This window comes from Ahrensia sp. 13_GOM-1096m (genome assembly GCF_000620605.1).
GTDB lineage: Bacteria > Pseudomonadota > Alphaproteobacteria > Rhizobiales > Rhizobiaceae > Ahrensia > Ahrensia kielensis.
In genome coordinates, this window is record NZ_JIAX01000009.1 from 1 (window position 1) to 24,738 (window position 24,738).

The following is a 24,738-nucleotide window of genomic DNA, read 5'->3' on the forward strand; positions in this document are numbered from 1 at the left end:
GGAACTCGTAGCTAATGTGATGGAACAGACGTCAACCTGTCCTGTGTCGCATTTCTAAATTGCCCAGACCGATGCATCTGTATCTTGCCCTAACATTGTATGTAGCGCCCATTTAGTAATGTCTCACTTTGAATCGTGCAGAAATTGTTGAGACTAAACGTCTTGATGCCGCACTTGAGGTGGTCGCAGCTATGCAGGCTGAACGTGATGTTAAACGCAGTGGCATTGCACCTCGAAGAACTGGGCAAACGGGTCATATGTTTTGATGTTCGGGATATACGGTATAGGCATATTGCTTTATCAAGTTATGATGAACCTAAACCTTATATAAAGACATCCATAAATTGAGTATGATTGAGACTTACCCTTATATAGTACATACAAACAGAGAATTAGAACTTATGTTGAAAGGCACGAAGCCTTTATCTGTGTTTTGTGTGGATAATATCCAAGGCAAAGAACAGTTTACAATTGAGATGGCGCAATCAAATCAAGACTTTAATAGCCATGTTGAAGCTGGAACGTTTTTCATGGATCGGATGAAATTAACGGAAACACGCCAAAGTGATGGTGTCGTTTTTGTTTCTGACTACTATGCATATACTTTAGTGGGAGAACGGTGGCGAGCACCGGCATATTTTGAACTTACGCGAATGTTGAAACAAAAACGTTGGTGTCAAAATCTCGAACGGTTTGAGGGTACTTTGTTGGGGTATACCGAAGAACAGAATAACTACCATATCAATCAAAAATATCCTGATAGCTGTAGCCAGAAAATGAATAACGGCTGAGGAGGCTAAAGCGAAGTGGTGCCATCCTCCCGTATCGGCGGGTACATTGGCTTTGACTCTTGCGGTCACGCCCATGCCCTGACCCGCCTCCACTAACTTGTGAAGTCACCAAGTGAGACATTTCTATTTAGCCCAAGGAGAGCCATTTCTAACTGGGTTTGACATTGTATGTAGCTGCAATACCCTGATGAATAAACGTAAGGATACTGATGTCAAAGAGCGTGAAACGTGTCGAACAAGCCATCCTTGATCTAAAGCTTGGTGCTTCAGTGCAGCGAATGCCAGAAACAACACGAACGGCAAAAGATGCTGCTGTAGCGTGCGATTGCAGTGTTGGGCAGATCGTGAAGTCCATGGTCTTCGAAGGTGTGGATACCGGTACGTTGAAGCTGCTTCTTGTCAGTGGCCAGCACGATTTTGATCTCAATAAGGCTCCGGAACTGTTTGGAGAACCATTGATGAGAGCCGACCCGAAGCGTGTCCGTTCAGAGACAGGTTTTGCAATTGGCGGTGTGTCGCCCATTGGCCATTTATCTGAAACAGAGACATGGATGGACGACAAGCTTTTGGACTATGAGATCGTTTGGGCAGCAGCGGGTGCGCCAAATGCTGTTTTCAGTGTTTCTCCTGCGGATTTGAGAATGGCCACGAAGGCTAAGACTTTTAAGATTGCCTGATTTCAATTGTTGATTTGAGCTCCCTCTCCTGCTTTTGAGCAAGCGTCACAAGAAGTTCGTCTAGGCGTTCCAATGTAGACTTCGATCACTAAGTTTCAAATTCTACATAATGGACGTTTGGGTTGACCCGTTGTTCAGGTCGATGAACTTGAGATTTTCATGAGAATGATCCCTGCCAAGATTAAAGCGCCAGCAGTCAATCGCATCGGTGTCACACTTTCTCCAAGTACCACGATGCCCACAATGAATGCGCCAACTGCGCCAATTCCTGTCCAAATGGTATAAGCAGTGCCCAATGGCAGTGAGCGCATTGCAATCGAAAGCAATGCAAAACTAGCGATCATTGTGATGATGGTGATCGTGCTGGGCACAAGCAGCGTAAAGCCTTCAGACTTTTTCATGAAGAATGCCCAAACGATTTCGAACAGCCCTGCCAATACCAGATATATCCAAGCCATTTTATACCCCTTAATTGATGGGGTCGTCCCCGAATATTTCTGATAAGGCGCAGGTCGTCCTGCGCGTCCTCATCATAAAAATGAATATTTAAATATTCAAGATGGTGTATGGTTTTAGCGGCGATAAGCCAGAATAAACCCAAAAGGCGGCCTTTTATATATCTTTGGATGATTTGCGCATCGTCGTTGCATCTAATTGTATTGTTTTTTAAGGGCCGTTAAAGATTGCTCAGCAAATAATTCTTTGGAGAATAAACGTCCATGACACAATCAAGCACTTTGAATGTCGCTGCTAACCCGCTTAACCTTCAACAAAGGTCCCTCGCCTGGCAAGTAACTGCCGTAGTCCTCGGTACGGTCTTTCTCGCGGTTTCTTCATATATCGAAGTGCCAATGGTGCCTGTTCCAATCACAATGCAAACATTCGCTGTCGCATTGGTTGGCGCTCTTTATGGCTGGCGCTTGGGCGCAATCACAGTCACAGCTTGGCTTGTTGAAGGCGCAATGGGTTTTCCTGTTCTTGCAGGTGGCGCGGGCGGTCTTGCTCATTTTGCAGGTCCAACAGCTGGCTATTTGTTTGCCTTTCCAATTGCTGCTGCGGCCGTTGGCTGGCTCGTTGAAAAAGGTTGGAACGGCAACCACTTGTTCCTAGCGTTTCTCGCTATGCTCATTAGCAATGCAATTTGCTTGGTGCTTGGCGCGACATGGCTGTCCTTTATGATTGGTGCGGAAAAAGCGATTGCTTTTGGCGTAACACCATTTTTGTTGGGTGCAGTGCTTAAATCAGGTTTGGGTGCAGCCACACTTAAATTCGCCACATGGGGCAGTGCTCGTCAACGCACATGACCGTTAGGCTTCGCTCACACCACCTCCTCTGCCTGCTTACCTATGTGGGCAAAGGATATAGCGATGCATTTATCGAAAATTACGATAAGATTGCAGAGCGGCTTTGTGATGGCGAAGATATTATAATCGTTGCGGGGCCAGATGATATTTGCGCCCCGCTTCTCGATGACACTGATGCCCATTGCTGGCGAGACAGTGTCGTTTTGCGCGATAAAGCGGCGGCCACAGCACTGACTGCAGAGCTCGGCACACCTGTTGAGGTTGGCGCAACGATTTCTCTTGAACCTTCAGCTTTGCGCAAAATGCGTGATGGCTTTGCCAAAGGCACAGTCAGGCAAGCATGCACCGAATGTGAGTGGTATGATTTGTGTACGAATGTCGCAGCATCAAATTATGAAAATGCCAAAGTCGACAGATAAAACTCAGACCGCTTTTGACGGCTTTTTTGTCTGCCTGAGTGCGAAGCCAATAAATCCAGTCGCGAGCAAGAGTGCCAAGCCGAATAGGCTTAAATGGTCGGGTACTGTGTCAAAAATGATGATTCCCAAAATAGTGGCAGAGAGCAATTGCACATAAACAAGCGGTGCTAGCCGTGATGCATCTGCCATTTTAGTTGCAGTTACATATAATAAATTTCCAATGGCTGAAAATGCTGCGCTTAAAAAGACAAGCATGCCTATATTAAAATCAATCTGCGGCGTTGCAGGAATTCCCCACGGTGCCAAGAGCACAGCACCAACGACAAGATTTGATAAAAGCAGGCTGCGTGAATTTGACAAATGGGAGAGCCATTTAGTTGAAACCAGAAAGCAGCCATAAAGCAGGCCAGCAGTGACAGCCCATACATGGCCGATTGTTAAACCAAATCCTGGCTTAACGACAAGCAACACACCGCAAAACCCGACAAAAAGAAGCGCTGTTCTTGTGCCCGATATAGGCTCTTTTAAAAGCCAGCCTGCTAGAAAATAAGAGATAATCGGCCCGATGAAAAATGCTGCGAAAACATCGGCAATGGGCGTCGTTGAAAGTGCGGTTAATATGCACACCACGCCAAGCATTAGAAAAATGCCGCGGAGCCAAATGCGCCAGTCGGTCATGATTTTAAAATCAAATTGGCGTCCTGCATAAGCTGCAATGATTAGAAGTGACCCAAGTGCAAAGCGGCTCCAAGCAACAAAAACCGGTGCAATAGCCCCCTGCTGCGTCATGCCTGATGTCATCCATTTGCCTGCGGTGTCACCGGCAGGAATAAACATCATGCCAAGGGACATTATGAGTGCGGCTTTGACCAACATTGTTTTATTCATCAGATGCCGCACGCTCACGCTGTTCTTGTAAAGCGCATTTTTGCCACATCAAAAGCAACTTTCACAAGGTCCATTAAACCTCATTCAGTACGCTCACAGCACATTGTAATGGCAAGCCCCATAGGTCTTTGGACAAACTGCGTTAGGGCGTGACAAACGCGTTAATTTCGTCAATCTAAGGATATGGAACCTTCAAATGATATAAAGCGTCTCATCGACATTATGGCGCGTTTGCGCGATCCGCAAAATGGCTGTGCTTGGGATGTTGAGCAGACCTTTGAAACAATTATGCCTTACACGATTGAAGAGGCTTATGAAGTTGCTGATGCCATTGAACGCGGCGACATGGATGATTTGGCAGACGAGCTTGGCGATCTGTTGTTGCAAGTCGTCTATCATGCACGGATAGCCGAGGAAGCAGGCTTGTTTGCCTTTGGCGACGTTGTTCATGCGGTCACAGACAAGATGATCCGCCGCCATCCGCATGTGTTTGGTCCAGAAAATACCCGCAGCATGACAATGGCCAAAGGTATGTGGGAGAAGGTCAAGGCGCAAGAAAAGGCTGCCAAAGCACAGCGACAACTTGAATCGGGCGCAATTGAGAAGCGCCCCTCTCTGCTGGATGATGTGCCACGCGTGCAGCCATCGCTGATGCGTGCTCTTAAAATGCAAAAGAAGGCCGCGACAGTTGGTTTTGATTGGTCCGAGGCGGAGCCTATTCTCGACAAGATTAGTGAAGAGATGGATGAGCTGCGCGAAGCAATGCAGAGCAAGGATCAGTCACATATTGCCGAGGAATATGGTGATCTTCTTTTTGCGATGGTCAATCTGGGTCGTCATCTGGGCATTGAGGCAGAGACAGCGCTTGCAGGAACGAATTTGAAATTTAGCAGGCGGTTTGCATTCATCGAAGATCAATTGGAGCAACAAGGCAAACCAATCAAAGATGCCAGCTTGGATGAGATGGAAACGCTTTGGCAGTTGGCTAAAACCGAATTGAAGCCTTTATAGGCCGCTCTTGGCTTTATCTTTGTTTCGAGCATCGTGCAGGTCAAAACCAGCTTCGATTAAAGCTGCCTGTACGATTGACCAAATTTGATCAGCGATTTCTTCGACGGTGCCTGATGCATCAACAACTTTGCAGCGTTCCGGTTCGGCTGATGCAATTTTTAAAAATGCTTCTCTGCGTGCTTGATGCTTTGCCAGCGTTTCGCGTTCAAAGCGATCAACATCAACATTGTCGTCTCGTCGTTCTGCTGCACGTGCCAGACCAATCGCAGGGTCCATATCTAAGATGAGCGTAATGTCAGGGCTTGTTTCATTGATTGCGACACGTTCCAGTGTTGATAAAAAGTCCTGATCTAAATCGTTGGATGCGCCCTGATAGACACGTGTTGAATCCATAAAACGGTCAATGATGACCACATCACCGCGTTTCAATGCTGGCTTAATGACGCTCTCGACATGGTCAAGGCGCGCAGCTGCAAAAAGCAATGCTTCCATTTGAGGGCCAAATGGTTCTGCGGCCGCTTTATCGAGCACGACATGGCGCACAGCTTCTGCACCTGCTGTGCCGCCCGGCTCACGCGAGATCGTTGGTGAGAAATCCAGTTCGGCTAAGCGCTGGGCAAGTTTGCGTATCTGCGTGGTTTTGCCAACGCCTTCGCCGCCTTCAAAGCTAATGAAAAAACCGGACCGTTTTCGTTTGTTTGTATTCTTGCTCAATTCTTGATCCAGCCAATCGCAAGTTCAGTGATCGCATCAAGCGCTTGTCTGTGAATTGGACCTTTGGCAATAGATTCAGCTGTAAACAGTGGTGCTTGTTGCGCCAATTGATCACCAATATAGACTTTCAAAGTCGCGATTTCGACGCCTTCTTCAACCGGAGATGCGATTGGTCCTTCATAGACAATGCGCGCTTTGAGTTTATCGCGATTTGTCAGCGGCACTAAGATCGTAACCTTGTCATGGGTCTTTAATGGGACATGAAGCTGCGCACCGCCATAAAGACGTGCCTGCCCTATGACTTCGTCCTTATTAAACAATGTGTAAGGCTCAAAGGCACGAAGCCCCCATTGAAGCATGCGGCGTGATTCTTCTGCGCGATCTCGATCACTCTCAAGGCCGCTCATGGCGACGATTAAACGGCGACCATCTTGCTTAATGGAACCAACGATTGCGTAGCCTGAATCTTCTGTAAAGCCTGTTTTAAGCCCGTCAGCGCCAATACCCATGTTGATCAATGGATTGCGGTTGCGCTGCCGTATCTTGTTCCAAGTGAATTCCGTTTGAGAATAATATTTGTAATATTCGGGATATTCCCGCTGAAGATGCAGCGCCAATTTTATCAAATCGCGCATAGAGGTTTTTTGATCTGTATGCGGCAAACCTGTCGAATTGTAGAATATAGAATCTGTCAGACCGATCTGTTTCGCGCGTTCGCTCATCAGGCCTGCAAAAGTTTCTTCTGATCCCGCCATCCCTTCCGCGATAATGATGCAGCCATCATTGGCAGACTGTACAATGACGCCTTGAATCAAATCTTCTAATGGAATGGAGGATTTGAGTTCTGCAAACATCGTTGATGTGCCCGATGGTGCCCCGCCTGTGCGCCAAGCGTTTTCGCTAACATAAAATTCGTCTGTTAGGCTCAGTCGGCCGGTTTTTAAGGCGTTAAAAACGACCTCCATCGTCATCAATTTGGCAAGTGATGCGGGCGGTATCTGTTCAGCTTCGTTTTTTGCGAAAAGAATAGAGCCTGTTTCAACGTCAATTAGCATTGCTTGTTTGGCGCGCGTTTCAAACAATTGCGCATGCGCCCCCGTAGAAACGGCAAAAAGCATGATTAAAGCGAGTGAAAGTGCCGCAACAAGCCTCTGCAAATGGCTGTTTGACGTTAGGAAACTAGATTTAAGTGAAGTAATCATAATTAATCAGGAACACTCTGAAGCACAGGAATGTCCCTTGTAGCGCGTGCCAGATCAGCATTGCAAATATCAATTTTAGTTTTGGTTAGTTGCGCGCGTTCATGCGTTTCCAAAGAAGGCTGGCTTTTTCGGTTTTATAAATGTCGAAAGCGGCACTAACGCGCTGTGTTGCGTAGGCAGATACAGGCACATGCGGGCGCGGTGCTGGTATATTCGAGCCAGATGCTGTCAGAACATTTGCATCAACGCCCGGCAAAGGCATAATCGGATTTCCGGGCAGTCCTTGCATAGAGGCCATCAAATAATCATCATCGCGGCCGTGCAATGGTGCTGGTCCGACATATTCGACTTTCACTTGAGCTGTGCCCAGAAGCGTGTAGTCCAAGATTTCGGCCGCGCGTTTTGAAAGATCGATTACGCGGTCGTTGGAAAATGGGCCGCGATCATTCACACGAACAATAACGGAATGACCATTTTTAACATTTGTTACACGGGCATAGCTCGGCAGCGGCATAGTTTTGTGTGCTGCCGTTAAATGGTTCATGTCATAGACTTCACCATTGGCTGTTTTGCGTCCGTGAAATGCTTTTCCATACCAAGAAGCACGCCCAAATTGAACTGGCTTTGGGGTTTCCGTCGGATGGTAGCGTCGGCCTTTTACAACATAGGACGAGCCGATTTTCAGATATCCGCCGCCCCTCGGTAATTTGGTGCCGGTTGCAACACGTGGGCTGGCAGAAACACCATAGGCGCTTTCGGTGAAGTTTTCTTCACCTGAAGTTGCGCCATTGTCGATTGCGCCGGGCGTTGCAAAGTCAATCTTTGTGCGCGGCGTACCGGATTTCGTGCCAATATGGGACGTGGATGATGTACACGCAGACAAAACGGCGCTGCCCAATATAAGGCATGCCCAAGATTTGATTCTATTTTTATATAATTTGTCCACCATCGATGGTTGGCATACACAAAAGCCTGTTTTTAGCCAAGTCTAAAAGACCACAGCTTAAATCACATTTTCTAACAGGGTTATTTTGTTATTAATGAGCAGCCATGCGCGCTTTATCCGTCTAGTCGCCTTCGCAAACTCATTTCAGTGCTCTCTTGGTTCTATATTCCAATGGAAATTTACCGCCAAGAGAATGATTCAAATGAATATTTTGCCAAATAAGAGGCTTTTAAAAGCCATGCCGCTCAATTGTTTGCCTGCATGTACTGTGTTGGTAAGCAAAATGATTCTCCAAAATGCGCTGGCCCCTGTAATTTCATTCAACATATGTCCGTTCAGTTGCGCATATTGGCAATATTTACGCCCTTAACACACTCCGGATCCTCTGGATTTGAAGAAAATCAAAAAAATCTTGCATCAATGGCGGATTGATCTTGCGGTCATCGAATTGTCATGCCATTAGGAGCGCGGTTTGGAGGGGTGGCCGAGCGGTTTAAGGCACCGGTCTTGAAAACCGGCGTGCGTGAGAGCGTACCGTGGGTTCGAATCCCACCCCCTCTGCCATTTATTTGGCAAACCAAAATCAAAGCGTCCTTCGGGGCGCTTTTTTTGTGCAATTTATCCATTGTGTGCAATCGTCCCGTTTACGCCCCGTAAAAGTCTGCCTGCTAAACAGGTTTGAATGTTATAAATGGTAGGAACGCAATATGCTAAGTAGCATTAGAACCGGCGCTTGGATTGATAAAGACAGATTGCTTTTCTATCCGGCAGTGATCGTCGTGTTTACGATTGCTGCAATGACATATGTGCTTGCTTCCAACGGGTGGATGTTGCCCAGCGGTGCACCTTATGGTTCTGACTTTATCAGCTTTTGGACTGCTGCGCGTGAGGCTGTTGCGGGCAATCCACTCGTTCCCTATGAGCGCTCATTGTTCGAGCCAGCTCAATTGGCCTTATTCCCCAAAAGCGTTTACTTCGCCTTTTTCTACCCACCGCATTACTTGATGTATTTAATGCCGCTTGGTGGACTGTCATATTATGCAGCTTTTGCGCTCTGGATGGTTGCAACATTTGGGGCTGCATTTTGGGTGCTTGTTCACATCGCAGGAAAACCCAAACATTTGTTTTTGCTGGCGCTCGCCTTCCCTGCAACTTTTTTGACAATCTCACATGGACAAAACGCGTTTCTTTCTGCGGCTTTGTTTGGCGGCGGACTTCTTTTGCTGGAGCGACGCCCCATTCTCGCAGGTGTGTTGTTCGGGCTTTTAACATTTAAACCGCAATTAGGTTTGCTTATTCCTATAATTTTACTCGCTGGCGGTCATTGGCGCGTGATTATTTCTGCCTGTGTCACGCTTGTTTTATTGATGCTTCTTTCAGCTCTTGTGTTTGGCATTGAGGTATGGGGATCGTTTTTTGCGCAGGCAGATTATGCCGTTTTGACAATGCGCGAAGGGCTCGTGAGCTGGGCAAAAATGATCTCTATTTATGCTGGATTACGCATCTTTGGGTTCGGTGATTCTATTGCCAGTATTTTGCATTGGCTTATCGCTGCCTTTGTCGCCGCGGTTACATTCTGGGCATGGTTGCCGCGCAACAAGGTTGATCACAGCCTTAAGAAAGCGCTGGTTTTAACGGCAGCTTTAATCGTGACGCCTTTCGGGCTTAATTACGATATGTTTTTGCTGGCACCGGCTATTGCTTTTGTTGTTGTGCACGGCATGGAAGCAGGTTTTATGCCTTATGAAAAATCAACATTAGCGCTGATATATTTCTCACCGATATTTGTTTTACTATCCATGGCAGGCGGCTTTTCACTCGCGCCAATCTTCCTAATTCTAATGTTCGCTCTGATTTTAAGAAGCATGCGTTCTGACGCCAAACATAACGCAGCAGAAGCAGTTTTATAGCGGCCAAATAAAAAGGCGCCGCACTTACTGCGACGCCTTTAAAATCAGATATATCTAAATCTTATTGCGGCAACTTATCGTCAACGCCCTTGATGTAGAAGTTCATGCCCAACAATGTTCCAACATCGGCTTTGTCGCCTTCTGCAAGCCATTCAGAGCCGTCTTGCTTTGTGATTGGGCCTGTAAATGGCTCCAATTCGCCAGACTTGATTTTCTCTTCAGTTTCTTTTGCCATCGCAGCGACATCATCAGGCATGTTGGCATATTCTGCCATGACAACATTGCCTTCAGCCAAGCCGTGCCACACATCCTGTGATTTCCATGTGCCATCAAGCACTGCACCAACGCGCTCTACATAGTATGGCGCCCAATCGTCAATAATCGCAGTTAGCTGTGTTTTCTTGCCAAATTCGATCATGTCTGATGCTTGACCAAATGCTTTAATGCCACGCTCTTCTGCAACTTGCATCGGTGCCGTTGAGTCTGTGTGCTGTGTGATAATATCAACACCTTGGTCGATGAGTGATTTTGCTGCGTCAGCTTCTTTGCCTGGGTCGAACCATGTGTTGGCCCATACAACTTTCACTTTGAAATCTGGGTTTACAGATTGCGCGCCCAACATGAATGAATTGATGCCGCGTACAACTTCTGGAATTGGGAAAGAGCCAATATAGCCTGCTTCACCTTTTTCAGACAATTTAGCTGCGATCTGGCCCTGAATGTAACGGCCTTGGTAGAATTTAGACGAATATGTCGCCACATTTTCTGTGTCGCGCTTGTAGCCTGTTGCATGTTCAAATTTCACATCAGGAAACTTTGCAGCAACCTTGTTGGTTGGGTCCATGTAACCAAATGATGTTGTGAAAATGATGTTACAGCCCGACCGTGCGAAACGCTCAATGGCGCGCTCTGCGTCAGCACCTTCTGGAACGCTTTCTAGGTAAGCCGTTTCAACTTTATCGCCATAGGCTTCTTCGACAGCCAAAAGACCTTGGTGGTGCTGATAGCTCCATCCGAAGTCGCCAATTGGTCCAACATAGATAAAGCAAGCTTTAGCATCGGCCGCCATCGCGCTGCTGGCGAATAAAGTAGCTGCTGCTGCTCCCAAAATTGTTTTTGTAATTTTTTTCATTTCAAACCTCTGTGGTATAATTTCATTTTGTATCAGTGCCTTACGGTTGCGGCTTTTGCCCTACCCCGTCTATCTCTTACCGATCAGGCACAAATGGCTTGCCCAGCGATGCTGGTGTGTTTTTCATCGTCATGCGCTTGTTCGTGGAAATCAAGACCAGAACGATAATTGTTGCGATATATGGTAAGGAAGAAAGCAATTGTGAAGGAATTGCAACACCTTGCGCCTGCGCATGGAACTGAGCAATCGTAACCGCGCCAAATAAATAGGCGCCTGCAACAATGCGAAGCGGTCGCCAAGATGCGAACACCACAAGTGCCAGCGCAATCCAGCCGCGCCCTGCGGTCATGTTTTCTGTCCATTGCGGTGTGTAAACCAGCGATAGATGCGCGCCAGCAAGTCCGGCGCAGGCACCGCCAAACATAACGGCCATGTAGCGCACTTTTAGCACATTGATGCCGAGCGCATGGGCCGATGTGTGATTGTCACCGACAGAGCGCAGCGTTAGCCCTGCCCGCGTTTTGAAGACGAAATACCAGATGGCAATTGTGAGCAAAATTGAAATGTAAAAAATCAAATCTTGAGCAAATAATAATCTGCCTATCACAGGAATATCGGAAAGAAACGGAATTTCGATAGCCTTGAGCTTAATGCCCGGTAATCCGATAAAGTTTTCGCCAATCATGCCCGATGCGCCAAGCCCTAAAAGGGTGAGTGATAGTCCCGTCGCAACTTGGTTGGTCGCAAGTGACAGCGTCAACACACCAAAGAGCAGCGAGAACAGTGCGCCGCAAATGATGGCCGCTAATAAGCCAAGATAGGCAGAACCGGTAATTTGCGCTGCGCCAAAGCCAGTAACAGCGCCCATAACCATCATGCCTTCTACACCGAGGTTGAGAACACCGGAACGCTCCACAACGAGTTCACCAAGCGCTGCAATTAAAAGCGGCGTCGCGGCTGTTGCGATTGTTAAGAAGATAGCTATCGCGATTTCAGGGGTCATAATGCCGCCTTTCCGCGCATGGTTTTGACGATTTTTATTTTGTAGTGGATGAGCGTGTCACAAGCCAACACTGAAAAGAGTAATAAGCCTTGGAACACTGCTGACACCTTATTGGAGACACCAATCGAAATTTGTGCTGCTTCACCGCCAAGATAGGAGAGCGCGAGAATAAGCCCTGCGGCGATGATACCGAGCGGATTAAGCCTTCCTAAGAAAGCAACAATAATCGCAGTAAAGCCGTAGCCAGGCGATATAACGGGACGTAGCTGGCCAATTGCGCCCGATACTTCGCTGATGCCCGCTAGTCCGGCAAGACCACCTGCAACAATGAATGCGGTGTAAATCATTTTGTTTTCGGAAAATCCTGCAAATCGCCCTGCCCTTGGGCTAAGGCCAAGCACACGCACTTCAAAGCCTTTGAGCGTTTTGTTCAAGACGAACCACATCAACACAGCGATAATAATGGCGAAGGCAAAACCCCAATGGGCGCGGCCAGAAGCAAACCAGATTTCTGGTAAAATTGCGTCTGCGTGAAAGCTACGTGATTCTGGAAAATTAAAGCCTTCTGGATTGCGCCAAGGACCACGCACCAGCCAATCTAAAAACAATTGAGCAACATAAACCAACATGAGGCTCGATAGAATTTCATTGGTGCTGAATTTTGCTTTCAGAAATGCGGGTATTGTCGCATAGGCGGCACCGCCAATAACGCCCATGATTAGCATGAGCGGCAGCACCATCGGGCCTGTAAATTCAGGATATAAAATAGGAAGTGCGGAGCCAAATATACCGCCTAGAATGAATTGCCCTTCGGCGCCAATATTCCAATTATTTGATAAAAAACAAATGGATAGCCCCGTTGCAATTAAGATGAGCGGCGCAGCTTTGATCATCAGCTCATGGATTGACCACATGTCGGTCAATGGCTCTATAAAATAGGAATAGAGCGCAGCTGTTGGCGATTTTCCAAGCAGCAAAAACATAATTGCACCAAGCGTCGCTGTAATTGCGAGCGCGATTAAGGGCGATGTGAGGCTAAAAATTGCCGAATGTTGAGCGCGTTTTTCAAGTTGAATACGGATCATGCCGCTTGCCCCGCATTTGCACCGCCCATCAAGAGCCCCAATGTTTCCCGCGTGACGGTGGATGCTTGTTGCGGTTCAGACATTTGCCCTTCGGACATAACGGCAATCCGGTCGCACATTTCCAACAATTCATCCAAATCTTGACTGATCACAACCACCGCTGAGCCAGATTTTGATAAATCGATCAATGATTGGCGGATACGGGCCGCAGCACCAGCATCAACACCCCAAGTGGGCTGGTCGACGATCAACAATGATGGTTGGCGATCAAATTCACGACCCAGAATGACTTTTTGTAAATTGCCGCCTGAAAGTGTTCCTGCATCTGGGTTTTCTCCAGATTTGCGCACATCCATTGCTTCTACAATACGCGACAGCGTTTTTCGCAAAGCACTTGGTTTGGCAATTTTCAACATACCGCCGGAAAGATAGACATTCGCATCGCTGGCATGGCGCGACAGCAAAATATTGTCGGCTAAAGATAAGGTGGCGATCGCGGCATGACCAAAACGCTCTTCTGGCGAGAAAGCTGCCCCAGATTTTCGGCGCTCATTGATTGTTTTATGGCCGATAGGATCATTGCGCAATGTGATCATCGCGGCATCTTTTTGCATCCGCTCGCCTGACATGGCTTCGAACAATTCGAACTGGCCATTGCCTGCAACACCTGCAATGCCAAACACTTCGCCTGAAGGAACGTCAAAGGAAATGTCCTTCAGCGCCGTTGAAAATGGCCCCGTTGGTTTCTGTGAAAGATTTTTAACAGACAGCACAATTTCGCGGTTCTTGTCTGTTTCATCAGCGACTTTGCGTATGGTATGGATGCTTTCACCCACCATCATCGCGGCAAGGCTTGAAGGCGTTTCGTCCGCTGGAATGCAATGACCAACCACTTTGCCGTGACGCAGCACTGTCGCGCGGTCGCATAGACGTTTTACTTCGTCTAGCTTGTGCGAAATATAAAGGATCGATTTGCCTTCACTGCGCAGCGTTTCCAGTGTTTCGAATAAACGGTCTGATTCCTGCGGTGTGAGCACCGATGTTGGCTCATCGAGAATGATCAGATTGGGTTTTTGCAGAAGACAGCGGATGATCTCGACGCGCTGACGCTCGCCGACGGACAGGTCGCCAACCATTGCCTCTGCATTGATAGAGAGGCCATATTTGTCCGCAACACGTTCAGCTTCTTCAGAAACTTTTGACAATGGTGTCGAGGCATCCAATGAAAGTGCAATGTTTTCGGCAACACTTAATGAGTCAAAGAGTGAAAAATGTTGGAAGACCATTCCAATGCCGAGTTGTCGCGCAAAAGAAGGCTTTGTGATAATTTGTGGTTTGCTGCGCCATAGGATTTGGCCGCCATCTGGTTGTAATGTACCGAAGAGCATTTTGACAAGGGTTGACTTGCCAGCGCCGTTCTCGCCTAGAAGTGCGTGAATCTCGCCTTCGTCAATATCGAAATCAACGCCGTCATTTGCTTTTAGTGTTCCGAAAACCTTTGTCAGATTTTCAACTGCTAAGAGTTGTTTTCTTTGCGCAATTTCTGATGCAGCCACACATGCTCTCCCTATCCCAAGCTACTTTAACCAAGTCTTGCACACACGCAATACGCATAAAAGCTCAAAAGACTTTTCCCCAAGCTAGATTGTATTTAAACGTAAAATTTAATGTGCGGCATCATGCCGGTGGACACTGCGCCGCTGCTGCACCATTTTAAACGCAGTTGAATAATGATGGAATAAGATACCATGTCCCATTCAAGTGCAGATATCGTTGTTGTTGGCGGCGGCCCCACAGGCATGGCTGCCGCACTTAAATGTGCCAGCCATGGACGCAGTGTCATTATTCTTGCGCCGTCGGGCTCACATGTTGATAGCGATGCGCGCACCACAGCACTTATGGTGCCGAGTATTGATCTCATTAAAGCCATGGGCGTTTGGAGTGACTGCGCGCCTCATGCTGCGCCCTTGCGCACATTGCGTATTGTCGATGATACCAAGCGCCTGCTACATGCGCCGACAACCGACTTTAAAGCCGAAGAGATCGGCGAAAATGAATTTGGCTTTAATATCCCCAACCGGATATTGAATGCAGCTTTGCAAAAAGCGATTGATGGCACGCCAACTATTCAGCAAATGGATATTTCCCTGAGCGCCGTTCACTACAGTGAGGATGCGGCAGAGCTGACATTGTCAGATGGAAATAAGATTACAGCTCAACTTGTTGTGGGTGCTGATGGCGCGCAATCTATCGTGCGTCAATCGGCAGGTATTGATGTTCGCCGCTGGGATTATCCGCAAACAGCGTGCGTTATGGCGTTTGATCATGCGCGCAGCCATAATTTTGTTTCATCTGAGTTTCATACTGTAGAAGGCCCGTTTACGCAGGTCCCTCTTCCTGGAAAGCGATCAAGTCTTGTGTGGGTTAGAAAGCCTGAAGAAGTGCAAACGCTCATGGCAATGGGCGATGATGAGCTTTGCCTCGCCATTGAGAAGCAGATGCAATCCATGCTTGGGAAAATCAGTAACCCGACCAAGGTTCAGGCTTGGCCGCTATCGGGTTCATTGGCGCATCAATTTGCTAAGCGCCGGTGCGTACTTGTTGGTCAAGCAGCACATGCTTTTCCGCCAATTGGCGCGCAAGGGCTTAACCTTGGTTTTCGCGATGTTGAAGATTTGGGCGCAGCTTTATCAAGCGAACCTAAGGATGCTGGCGCGAGCAGTGTGACAAGCCATTATGATCGCAAACGCCGCACTGATATTTATTTGCGTACTGGCGCGGTTGATTTACTCAACAGATCATTGCTGAGCGGGTTTGTTCCGCTTCATATGGCGCGTGCGCTGGGCATGGGCGCGTTGAAATATGGCGGCCCTCTTCGCGGTATTTTTATGCGCGAAGGCATTAAGCCGGGCAGCAGTTTTTCCAACGTCCTAAGCAGCTTGGTGGATAAGCGAAAAGCAGTGAGTAGTCCAAGTTAAGTGATTATCTTTACAGCGGAATTAAGTTGTTCTTTGCCAGATAAAGCAGTGCCGTGACTGTAAATACAGACAAAACGGTGGTGATAAGCACCATTGCTGACGCGCGTTCCACCCAGATATTATATTGCTGAGCGATAACAAAGACATTGGTTGCGCTTGGCAGTGCTGCCAAAAGCATTGCGCAATAAACCCAAATTGGCGGAAAATCGCCGATTGAAGTCACCAATATATATACGATTATCGGCTGTATGATGAGTTTCATCGGGGCGATAAATATCGCTTCTTGCGGCACACGTTTTAGCGGCCTGAGTGCGAGCGAAACACCCATGGCAAATAGTGCGCAGGGCGCAGCTGCATTGGCAAGATAATCAATCAATGTGCCGATGGCTATTGGCGGCTGGACTTCAAATATAGCGGCTAAAACACCGACAATTGTTGCCAAAATGAAGGGATGTAACAAAATGCGTTTTGCAACCTGCCCAACGAGTTGAAGCTTGGAGATATTTTGGTCGCCGCTGCCTGACAGTGCCATGAGCAAGGGCGCTAAAACAAAGTGTAATGTGTTATCAAAACAAAAAATTAGCGCGACAGGCACAACAGCAGCTTCGCCAAATGCCAGCAAAGCTAGGCCCGGTGCCATATAGCCAATATTGCCATAAGCACCTGCAAATCCCATAATCGCACTTTCGGCGACATTGCCTTTGCTGCGCCAAATGCCGAGCGCAAAGACCAATGAAAAAGCGATATAGGTGGAAAATGTCGTTGCTAGAATGTAACGCCACTGCGTTAATTCTTCGATGGGCGTCTGCGACAATAGCTTGAAAAACAATGCAGGCAGCGCAATATAGATGATGAACGTATTCATCCAACCAAGCGCTTCAAGCGGCTGTTTGGTCAAGCGTGCAGTTGCAAATCCGAGTGCTATCAGGCCAAAAAATGGCAGTACAAGCGCGATAATGCTTGCCATTATTGTTCCTCACAGACGAAAATACGGGCTATTTAAGGCTTAAAGCGCGCGCAGATTGATGGTCAAGCCCTTGAAAAGCCCGATTGAACAGGTCATTTAAACTATATGGGTAAAAGAGCTACAAAAATTGTTGAAACACGCTATGCAATCGGACAAGTCGTCAAACATCGGCTCTATCCGTTTCGCGGAGTTGTTTTTGATGTTGATCCGGAATTTGACAACACCGATGAGTGGTATGATTCAATTCCTGAAGACGTGCGCCCTTCAAAAGAGCAGCCTTATTATCATTTGCTCGCCGAAAATGACGATTCTGAATATGTCGCCTATGTTTCAGAGCAAAATTTGGTGCTGGATGAATCAGGCACGCCCGTTCGTCATCCGCAAGTTGAAGAGATATTTGACTGGAACTCTGAAAAAAACCGTTACATGACGCGCGACAATTTCGGACACTAAATGTTTGGGTGGAGGGCTTTTATAGCCCCTCACCGGCAGCAATCTTTTTAATCGCCATTGCCAATGTTTCTGGCGCTTGCGCACCCGAAACGCCGTATTTTCCATCAAATATAAAGCACGGTACGCCGCTCACACCGATTTGTTGTGCGTGGTCGATGGCTTGTCTCGTTTCCAAAAGACCATCTTCAGATTTTAATCTTGCGGCAATTTGCTTTGCGTCCATTCCAGCTTCAATCGCAATTTCGGTCAGAACAGCATGGTCACCGATATTTTTGCCATCTTGGAAATAGGCTTTGAACAGCAATTCGACCATTTGATTTTGCGGTTCATCGCCTTGCTGACCAGCCCAAGCAATTAAACGGTGTGCATCAAGTGTGTTGGGAGAGACTTTTATGGCATCAAAGTCGAAATCTATCCCCTCACCCTCGCCTGCTTGCTTTATCGTCTGGTAAAACTTGTCAGCATTTTCTTTTCCGCCAAATTTATCGGATAGATAAAGCTGTCGGTCTTTGCCCTCTGGCGGCAATGTTGCATCCAGCTGAAACGGCAGCCAGTTAATCTCGACACTAATATTCGGATCGGTATTTTCGAGTGCTTTTTCAAGTCGTCTTTTGCCGACAAAGCACCAAGGGCACATAACATCTGAAACGATGTCGAGTTTTACAGTATTTTCCGCAGCGCTCATTCTTCGATCCACCATGTTGGTAATTGGTAGCCGTATAGAGGGCTGTAATCCGGCTGTTTGATGCGTGATCTATGCGCCACGCGTTTTTCGCTGAGGTGGTATAGTGGGATCACATAATGTCCCGATATCAGTAAGCGATCATAAGCGCGCACGGAGGCTGCAAAATCTTCGCGTTCACGCGCATTCACAAGTGCATCAATCATCGCGTCAATGCCTTCAGATGAGCCACCGGAATAGTTAAATGTGCCTTCAGGTTCGACAGATTGTGAACCCCAACGCCAGATTTGTTCTGCGCCGGGTGACAGAGATGCCGACAGTGCACCTGCAACCATGTCATAATCCCATGTCTGGCGGCGCTTTTGAAATTGTGCATCATCAACAGCGCGAATGCCAACATTGATGCCTACGGCTTCAGCCGTGCGCTGATACGCCAACACCATGCGCTCGATTTCACTTTGTGATGCACCGGCGACACTGCCGATAAGCACTTCAAACGACAATTGCTTGCCGTCTTTCATCATCTTGCCGCCTTCAATTATGTATCCAGCCTCGCTGAGCTTTTTAACCACATCACGCATAATTTTGCGATCACGGCCCGAACCATCCGTTTTAGTTGGCGCATAGGTGCCATCCATAACACTTGGCAAAACATCACCCATGAAAGGTGCAAGTAGCTCTTTCTCTTTGTCATCCGCAGGGCGGCCAAGAGCAGATAGTTCTTTCGAATTTTGCCAATAGGAGCCAGTACGTGTGAAACGATCATTGAACAGGTTTTTGTTGACCCATTCAAAGTCAAACAGCATGGACAATGCTTCACGCACTTCGCGCTCTTTAAAAATTTCACGGCGTGTATTGAAGAAAAAACCAACCATCCGCTCAGGTTCATCGGATGTGAATGTGGATTTTATTATTTTGCCTTCGCTGACAGCTGGAAAATCATAATTGTTTTCCCATTTTCCTGGGTCCGTTTCAGGATAGATGTCAAACACACCTTTCTTGAAAGCTTCGAATTGCGCTGTCGTATCGCGGAAATATTCAACTTTGATTTCGTCATAATTATCGACCCCAACTTTTGATGGGATATCTTTGCCCCAATAGTCAGGGTTTCGTTTATAAGCGATGCTTGTGCCCGGTTTCACTTCACCCACCAGATATGGCCCGCTGCCAATTGGTGCTTCAAGTGTAGATTGCTCAAATGTTTCAGGGTCAATGGCGTGTTTTGGCAGAACAGGCGTTAGGCCAATAATGAGCGGATATTCACGGTTTGATTTTTCATTGAAGGTGAATTTAACTTTGCGCTCACCGGTTTTTTCAATCTTTTCGATACGGGCCATTCTACCATCATAAGGTGGGCGGCCCTTCTCGGTTAAGATTTCATAGGTGAAGATAACATCTTCTGGTGTGACAGGCACACCGTCAGACCATTTTGCATCTGCATTAAGCGTAAATTCGATCCATGTGCGCTCGTCGTCGGTTTCAACCTTCTCGGCTAGCAATCCGTACATGGTAAACGGTTCATCGTAATTGCGTTGAAGCAATGATTCATAAACAAGATTGCCGAATTCTGGATCCCATATGCCTCGCGCAGTTGTGCGCATGCTTTTTAACACAAAGGGGTTGAGGCTATCGAAAGTGCCAACGACACCATAAGCCATGGAGCCACCCTTAGGCGCATCTGGATTTACATATTGGAAGTGTTTGTAATCAGCGGGTAATTGTGGCTCTCCATGCATTGCAATGCCATGTTTAGGCTCGGCGACTGCGAATGAAGTTGTTGCAAGTAATATGGCGCCAACAGCTAAGCAGCTTTGAAATTTAGCAAGCAAAAGGTCTCTCCCAAGGCTGGTATTAATGAGTCGTAACACTATCATTGTGCAATTGTGCCGTCCAACCCAAGCGATAAATTCTATCAAGTCTATTTGTGGGGCTGGAAATTACGTGTCCATTTGTGTAAACGGGCGAGAACAAATGACATTTTGCGGCCTTATTTCAAGCCCAGAGCGTCGAGAACACAATTTGAAGTATCTAAAAGGACAAGCTCGCTTATGCGTTCACTCATGAATAAAACAGTTTTCGGTTTTGCTGCCCTCGCAGCTACTTCCATTATGACGCCTGCATCTGCACAAGATGCTGCTCAACAACAGCCGCAAGGTTGGTTTAAAGTATGTACTCAGCAAGGTGAAAATAACATCTGTAATGTACAAAACATTCGCCAAGCCAATACTGGCCAGCTTTTGACAGCCGTGAACCTCATCCAGATCACAGGTAAAACAAACCGTGCTCTCTTCCAGATTGCCGTTCCAACTGGCCGCGTTATTCCAGCCGGTGTTGGCATGCAAATCGACGGTGGCACAGCCAAGAAGATTAATTACTCAATCTGCTTGCCAGACCGCTGTGTTGCTGAAGCTCCATTGACACCGGAATTGGTTGCTTCTTTGAAGCGTGGCGGTGAATTGACATTGACGACTGTTAATTTCCAAAACCAGCCAAACCCAATCAAGATCACTTTGGAAGGTTTTACATCAGCATTTGATGGTGAGCCACTAAAGCAGTCTGAATTGCAAGATCGCCAGCAAGAACTTCAAGCTGAGATCGTAAAGCGCCGCGAAGAATTCCAGAAAAAGCTCAAAGATGAGCAGGAAAAAGCGAAAAGCGCGCAGTAAAAACTGCTTAAGTTTCTTTATTAAAAATCAAAGCCGCTGGATAAAACCAGCGGCTTTTTTGTATTTAGTTGTTTGAAGCTTCTGCGATTTTGGCCAGCTTATTGATGATGACCGCTGCCCCTTTGAGGCGTTTTTCTGCACTTGGCCAATCACGGGCAAAGACAATCGACTGATCCGGACGGATACGGGCCAAAGTGCCCTGCTCGCCAATCCATTTGACAAGACCTGCCGGATCCACAAACGTTTTCTCACGGAATGTAACAACTGCGCCTTTTGGCCCTGCGTCAATTTTCTCAACATTAGCCTTGCGGCAAAGTGCTTTGATATAAACGATTTTCAGTAAGTGCTCGACTTCGCTTGGTAGCGGACCAAAGCGGTCGACCATTTCAGCGCCGAATGCATCAATTTCCTGCAATTCTTCAAAATCACCAAGGCGCCTATAGAGCGACAAACGCAATGACAGGTCAGCAACATAGCTTTCCGGTATCATGACTGGTGTACCGATTGTAATTTGCGGCGACCATTCAGATGATTGCGGGCTGTTATCGCCTTTGAGTTCTGCGACCGCCTCTTCCAGCATTTGCTGATAAAGCTCAAAACCGACTTCTTTGATATGGCCGGATTGTTCATCGCCAAGCAAATTGCCCGCACCGCGAATATCCAAATCATGGCTTGCCAATTGGAAGCCAGCACCAAGCGTGTCCAGTGATTGCAAGACTTTAAGGCGGCGCTCAGCATTTTTCGTCAGCGTTTTATTGACCGGAAGCGTAAACAGCGCATGGGCGCGCAGTTTCGAGCGGCCAACACGTCCACGCAATTGGTAAAGCTGTGCAAGGCCGAACATATCGGCGCGGTGCACGATCAATGTGTTTGCAGATGGAATATCTAGTCCCGATTCGACAATCGTGGTTGCTAAAAGCACATCGTAAGAACCGTCATAAAACGCGTTCATGACATCTTCCAGCTCGCTCGATGCCATTTGGCCGTGGGCGATTGCAACGCGCAGTTCTGGAACATCGCTTTCGAGAAAAGCTTTCACATCAGCGATATCTGAAACGCGTGGGCAGACATAAAAGCTTTGGCCGCCGCGATATTTTTCGCGCAGCAACGTCTCGCGAATAATCAGCGAATCAAACGGCGACACGAAGGTTCGCACCGCTAAACGGTCAACGGGTGCCGTTGTGATAAGCGACAATTCGCGCACGCCCGTTAGCGCCAATTGCATGGTGCGCGGGATTGGTGTTGCCGATAGGGTCAGCACATGAATGTCTGATTTAAGCTCTTTTAAACGCTCTTTATGTTTCACACCAAAACGCTGCTCTTCATCGATAATAAGCACGCCAAGATTTTTAAAGCTGATGGTTTTTGCTAGCAGCGCATGGGTGCCGATCACGATATCAACAGTGCCGTCCGCAATGCCTTTTTTCGCTTCAGACAAAGCTTTGGAGCCTGCAAGCCGTGATGCATGCGCAACCTTGATGGGCAGGCCAGCGAAACGTTCAGAAATTGCTTTGTAATGCTGACGGGCAAGCAATGTCGTTGGTACAACAACCGCGACCTGAACGCCGTTCATGGCACCTAAAAAGGCTGCCCGCTGTGCAACTTCTGTTTTGCCAAATCCAACATCACCGCAAACCAAGCGGTCCATGGGTTTTCCAGCGCCTAGATCATCAATGACGGCATCAATGGCGCTCTGCTGATCTTCTGTCTCATCATATGGGAAACGTGCTGCAAATTCATCATAAAGACCATCTGGCGAGCGCAATATTGGCGCATCGCGCATTTGGCGTTCAGCGGCAATGGCAATGAGTTCCCCTGCCATCTCAAGCAGTTGCTTCTTAAGCTTGGCTTTGCGTGATTGCCATGCGCCGCCGCCTAGGCGGTCAAGCTGTGCTTCTGCGCTATCCGAACCGTAGCGCGATAAAAGCTCGATGTTTTCAACTGGTAGGAACAGGCGATCATCGCCGTGGTATCTAATTTCGAGGCAGTCATGCGGTGCGCCCGTCACATCAATGGTTTTCAGGCCTGCAAAGCGGCCAATACCGTGATCAACATGAACAACCAGATCGTCCACATTTAGCGATGCGACTTCGGAGATGAAATCAGAGGCGCGTTTTTTGCGGCGGCGGCGCACTAATCTGTCGCCCAAAATGTCCTGTTCGGCTAAAACAATTGTACTTGGTGTTTCAAAACCGTGTTCAATATTTAATACCGCAGTCGCAGTGACACCATTTTGAACATTGGCAATATCTGATGCGCGCTCAATGGGCTGAAAACCGCCCAGACCATGCTCTTCTAGTATCTGGCGCAAACGGCCAAGTGAACCGTCCGACCAACCGGTCAGCAGCGTGCGCTTATTATCTGCGCGACGATCTGCAATATAGCGCGCCGCAATTTCAAAGACATTTAGATTAGGCGTGGCGCGTTCAGCTGAGAAGTTACGGCCAGTTTTCGCATCTAGCGATACAATTGATCGTGTATCGCTTTCCGGCTCATCAAAAGGGGTGATGTTAATGCGTGTGCGGCCTGTTAGGCTGGATTCAAATTCACTCTTACCGACATAAAGCAGATCAGGATCAAGTGGTTTATAAGGCGTGCCCTGCCCACTTTTAGAATTTTCCAATGATGTTTTGCGCGAATCATAATGGTCATCGACCTGCGCTCTGCGCTCTGCAATCGAATCCTTCGCCAGATGCTCAAAAATGATCGGCGCGTCATCTAAAATTAACAGCGGTTCGTCCAGCACCTCATAAAAAAGAGGCAGCCAGTGCTCCATGCCAGCAAAACGGCTTTGCGCTGTAATGGCTTCATAAAGTGCATCGCCGCGCTGTGTGGCGCCAAATGTCTCCAAATAACCCGATCTGAAACGTGCAATCGTCTGCGCGTTGAGCGTGACTTCGCTCATAGGTTGGAGCGAGAATGATTTAAGCTGTGTAATTGTGCGCTGTGTTGCGGGATCAAATGAGCGAATTGTTTCCAGCGTATCGCCAAAAAAGTCCAACCGGACAGGTGCATCGCTGCCTGGTGCGAAAAGATCAAGAATACCGCCGCGCACAGCAAATTCACCAATTTCGCGCACAGTGCTAACCCGCTCAAAGCCATTGCTTGAGAGTTTGCGCGTGATTTCATCCATTGCGATAACGGAGCCGGGTTTGGCCGAAAACATCTGCTGTGCGACAGATTCAATCTTTGGAACGCGTTGCAAGACGGCGTTGGCCGATGTGATGATAATAGCCGCTTTGGGCGTTTCTTTTAACGCACCAATTGCTGCCAATGCCATCATGCGCTGCGCTGAGACTTCTGCGCTCGGTGACACGCGGTCATAGGGCAAACAGTCCCAAGCGGGAAAATTGATGACTTTCAAGTCCGGCGCTTCAAACGCAATAATCTGCGCGAGCTCAGCCATATGTGCGCCATCGCGCGCTACATAATAAACGGGCGCTTTGAGCGTCTGCGCATATCGGGCAGCAAATAGTGCTTCTATGCCATCAGCGGCATTGGCAAGTGTAACCTCGCCTGCATCTTTGGGAATATGCGGCAGGTCGAACAAAATAGCTTTATCGTTCATGACAGATCTATTTTATGAAAAGCACAAATTTTGTGAAACACAGGCGTGTTAAATTCGTCAGGCACTGGGCCTTCGCCTGTGAACCATTTGAAAAGATCACGGTCGAGACTATCCATCAAATCTTCAAGAATTGTCAGATCTGATTCTGATATATCGTTGATATGTGCATCGGCGTAACCGCCCAAGATCATATCCATCTCTTTCATGCCACGGTGCCAAGAACGAAATCGTGCGCGTTTGCGCCGTGCATCAAGTGATATTGCTTCGGTCATGCCTTGCCTTTAATTCGCTTTGATATGCTTTTTTCAATCTTTGCTAGAGTTGGCGGTATAACGCTACACT

The 24,738-nt window shown here is 47.7% G+C and carries 24 protein-coding genes and 1 tRNA gene; 11 read left to right on the forward strand and 14 right to left on the reverse strand.

The annotated features are described in order from the left end of the window. Positions 1–128: 128 nt before the first annotated feature. The 3 genes from N530_RS19005 to N530_RS0103875 all read left to right on the forward strand — a co-directional run bounded on the left by N530_RS19005 (position 129) and on the right by N530_RS0103875 (position 1,468). Positions 129–266, forward strand: coding sequence for a hypothetical protein (locus tag N530_RS19005; RefSeq protein WP_155851910.1), 138 nt, complete (start codon positions 129–131; stop codon positions 264–266). Positions 267–350: 84 nt separating this feature from the next. Next, positions 351–791 carry a hypothetical protein gene (locus tag N530_RS0103870; protein ID WP_162150932.1) on the forward strand — a complete coding sequence of 147 codons (441 nt, stop codon included), beginning with the start codon at positions 351–353 and terminating at the stop codon, positions 789–791. A 209-nt stretch (positions 792–1,000) separates the two neighbouring features. Then, positions 1,001–1,468, forward strand: a complete 468-nt coding sequence (locus N530_RS0103875) for a YbaK/EbsC family protein (protein ID WP_026479644.1) — start codon at positions 1,001–1,003, stop codon at positions 1,466–1,468. Between the two features lie 134 nt (positions 1,469–1,602). On the opposite strand, the gene sugE is transcribed toward N530_RS0103875, so the two are convergent. Beyond that, positions 1,603–1,926 (reverse strand): quaternary ammonium compound efflux SMR transporter SugE, encoded by a 324-nt coding sequence (gene sugE / locus N530_RS0103880; RefSeq protein ID WP_026479645.1) that lies wholly within the window; start codon positions 1,924–1,926, stop codon positions 1,603–1,605. A gap of 261 nt (positions 1,927–2,187) precedes the next feature. Here sugE and N530_RS17375 point away from each other — a divergent pair, with 261 nt between their 5' ends. Together N530_RS17375 and N530_RS0103890 are read left to right on the forward strand one after the other, a co-directional pair. Further along, entirely contained in the window at positions 2,188–2,772 is a 585-nt protein-coding gene (locus N530_RS17375; protein WP_035266368.1) for a biotin transporter BioY, read from the forward strand. After that, entirely contained in the window at positions 2,769–3,191 is a 423-nt protein-coding gene (locus N530_RS0103890) for a DUF1284 domain-containing protein (RefSeq protein ID WP_026479646.1), read from the forward strand. Before N530_RS17375 ends, N530_RS0103890 begins: the two co-directional genes overlap by 4 nt. A 3-nt stretch (positions 3,192–3,194) precedes the next feature. On the opposite strand, the gene N530_RS0103895 is transcribed toward N530_RS0103890, so the two are convergent. Then, complete coding sequence (locus N530_RS0103895; RefSeq protein WP_026479647.1) at positions 3,195–4,079, reverse strand: DMT family transporter; 885 nt, start codon at positions 4,077–4,079, stop codon at positions 3,195–3,197. Positions 4,080–4,262: 183 nt separating this feature from the next. Between N530_RS0103895 and mazG the strand changes: the two genes are divergently transcribed. Beyond that, entirely contained in the window at positions 4,263–5,090 is an 828-nt protein-coding gene (gene mazG, locus N530_RS0103900) for a nucleoside triphosphate pyrophosphohydrolase (protein WP_026479648.1), read from the forward strand. On the opposite strand, the gene tmk is transcribed toward mazG, so the two are convergent. The 3 genes from tmk to N530_RS19475 form a co-directional block, all read right to left on the reverse strand. Beyond that, on the reverse strand, positions 5,085–5,804 hold the full coding sequence (gene tmk, locus N530_RS0103905; RefSeq protein WP_026479649.1) for a dTMP kinase: 720 nt from the start codon (positions 5,802–5,804) through the stop codon (positions 5,085–5,087). The two genes, mazG and tmk, sit on opposite strands and share 6 nt — an antisense overlap. Continuing rightward, a complete protein-coding gene (locus N530_RS0103910) occupies positions 5,801–6,922 on the reverse strand; it encodes a D-alanyl-D-alanine carboxypeptidase family protein (RefSeq protein WP_035266370.1) in 1,122 nt (373 codons plus the stop codon). Before N530_RS0103910 ends, tmk begins: the two co-directional genes overlap by 4 nt. A 169-nt stretch (positions 6,923–7,091) precedes the next feature. Then, positions 7,092–7,889 (reverse strand): septal ring lytic transglycosylase RlpA family protein, encoded by a 798-nt coding sequence (locus tag N530_RS19475; RefSeq protein WP_371179690.1) that lies wholly within the window; start codon positions 7,887–7,889, stop codon positions 7,092–7,094. Between the two features lie 537 nt (positions 7,890–8,426). Between N530_RS19475 and N530_RS0103930 the strand changes: the two genes are divergently transcribed. Beyond that, positions 8,427–8,516 (forward strand) — tRNA-Ser (locus tag N530_RS0103930). Between the two features lie 143 nt (positions 8,517–8,659). Next, entirely contained in the window at positions 8,660–9,862 is a 1,203-nt protein-coding gene (locus tag N530_RS0103935; protein WP_026479651.1) for a glycosyltransferase family 87 protein, read from the forward strand. A gap of 61 nt (positions 9,863–9,923) precedes the next feature. On the opposite strand, the gene N530_RS0103940 is transcribed toward N530_RS0103935, so the two are convergent. The 4 genes from N530_RS0103940 to N530_RS0103955 form a co-directional block, all read right to left on the reverse strand. Further along, entirely contained in the window at positions 9,924–10,994 is a 1,071-nt protein-coding gene (locus N530_RS0103940) for a BMP family ABC transporter substrate-binding protein (protein ID WP_026479652.1), read from the reverse strand. Between the two features lie 76 nt (positions 10,995–11,070). Next, positions 11,071–11,997, reverse strand: a complete 927-nt coding sequence (locus N530_RS0103945) for an ABC transporter permease (RefSeq protein WP_026479653.1) — start codon at positions 11,995–11,997, stop codon at positions 11,071–11,073. Further along, a complete protein-coding gene (locus N530_RS0103950) occupies positions 11,994–13,079 on the reverse strand; it encodes an ABC transporter permease (protein ID WP_035266455.1) in 1,086 nt (361 codons plus the stop codon). The genes N530_RS0103945 and N530_RS0103950 overlap by 4 nt, the downstream gene beginning before the upstream one ends. Continuing rightward, positions 13,079–14,638, reverse strand: coding sequence for an ABC transporter ATP-binding protein (locus tag N530_RS0103955; RefSeq protein WP_026479655.1), 1,560 nt, complete (start codon positions 14,636–14,638; stop codon positions 13,079–13,081). The genes N530_RS0103950 and N530_RS0103955 overlap by 1 nt, the downstream gene beginning before the upstream one ends. Before the next feature lie 192 nt (positions 14,639–14,830). On the opposite strand from N530_RS0103955, the gene N530_RS0103960 reads away from it, so the two are divergent. Further along, entirely contained in the window at positions 14,831–16,060 is a 1,230-nt protein-coding gene (locus N530_RS0103960) for a UbiH/UbiF family hydroxylase (RefSeq protein ID WP_026479656.1), read from the forward strand. Positions 16,061–16,070: 10 nt separating this feature from the next. Here N530_RS0103960 and N530_RS0103965 read toward each other — a convergent pair whose 3' ends face one another. Beyond that, positions 16,071–17,027, reverse strand: a complete 957-nt coding sequence (locus N530_RS0103965; protein ID WP_026479657.1) for an AEC family transporter — start codon at positions 17,025–17,027, stop codon at positions 16,071–16,073. 105 nt (positions 17,028–17,132) lie between these two features. Here N530_RS0103965 and hspQ point away from each other — a divergent pair, with 105 nt between their 5' ends. Continuing rightward, a complete protein-coding gene (gene hspQ, locus N530_RS0103970) occupies positions 17,133–17,480 on the forward strand; it encodes a heat shock protein HspQ (protein ID WP_018687843.1) in 348 nt (115 codons plus the stop codon). Between the two features lie 19 nt (positions 17,481–17,499). On the opposite strand, the gene N530_RS0103975 is transcribed toward hspQ, so the two are convergent. Further along, the gene (locus N530_RS0103975) at positions 17,500–18,165 is read right to left on the reverse strand and encodes a DsbA family oxidoreductase (RefSeq protein ID WP_026479658.1); all 666 of its coding nucleotides are present in this window, start codon (positions 18,163–18,165) and stop codon (positions 17,500–17,502) included. Further along, a complete protein-coding gene (locus N530_RS0103980; protein WP_202899015.1) occupies positions 18,162–19,991 on the reverse strand; it encodes an extracellular solute-binding protein in 1,830 nt (609 codons plus the stop codon). The genes N530_RS0103975 and N530_RS0103980 overlap by 4 nt, the downstream gene beginning before the upstream one ends. 231 nt (positions 19,992–20,222) lie before the next feature. Between N530_RS0103980 and N530_RS0103985 the strand changes: the two genes are divergently transcribed. Further along, complete coding sequence (locus N530_RS0103985; protein ID WP_035266458.1) at positions 20,223–20,828, forward strand: invasion associated locus B family protein; 606 nt, start codon at positions 20,223–20,225, stop codon at positions 20,826–20,828. Between the two features lie 64 nt (positions 20,829–20,892). Here the strand turns inward: N530_RS0103985 and mfd are convergent, their stop codons facing one another. Together mfd and N530_RS0103995 are read right to left on the reverse strand one after the other, a co-directional pair. After that, positions 20,893–24,396, reverse strand: a complete 3,504-nt coding sequence (gene mfd, locus N530_RS0103990) for a transcription-repair coupling factor (RefSeq protein WP_051540749.1) — start codon at positions 24,394–24,396, stop codon at positions 20,893–20,895. Further along, a complete protein-coding gene (locus N530_RS0103995) occupies positions 24,393–24,668 on the reverse strand; it encodes a succinate dehydrogenase assembly factor 2 (protein ID WP_018687838.1) in 276 nt (91 codons plus the stop codon). The genes mfd and N530_RS0103995 overlap by 4 nt, the downstream gene beginning before the upstream one ends. Between the last annotated feature and the right edge of the window lie 70 nt (positions 24,669–24,738).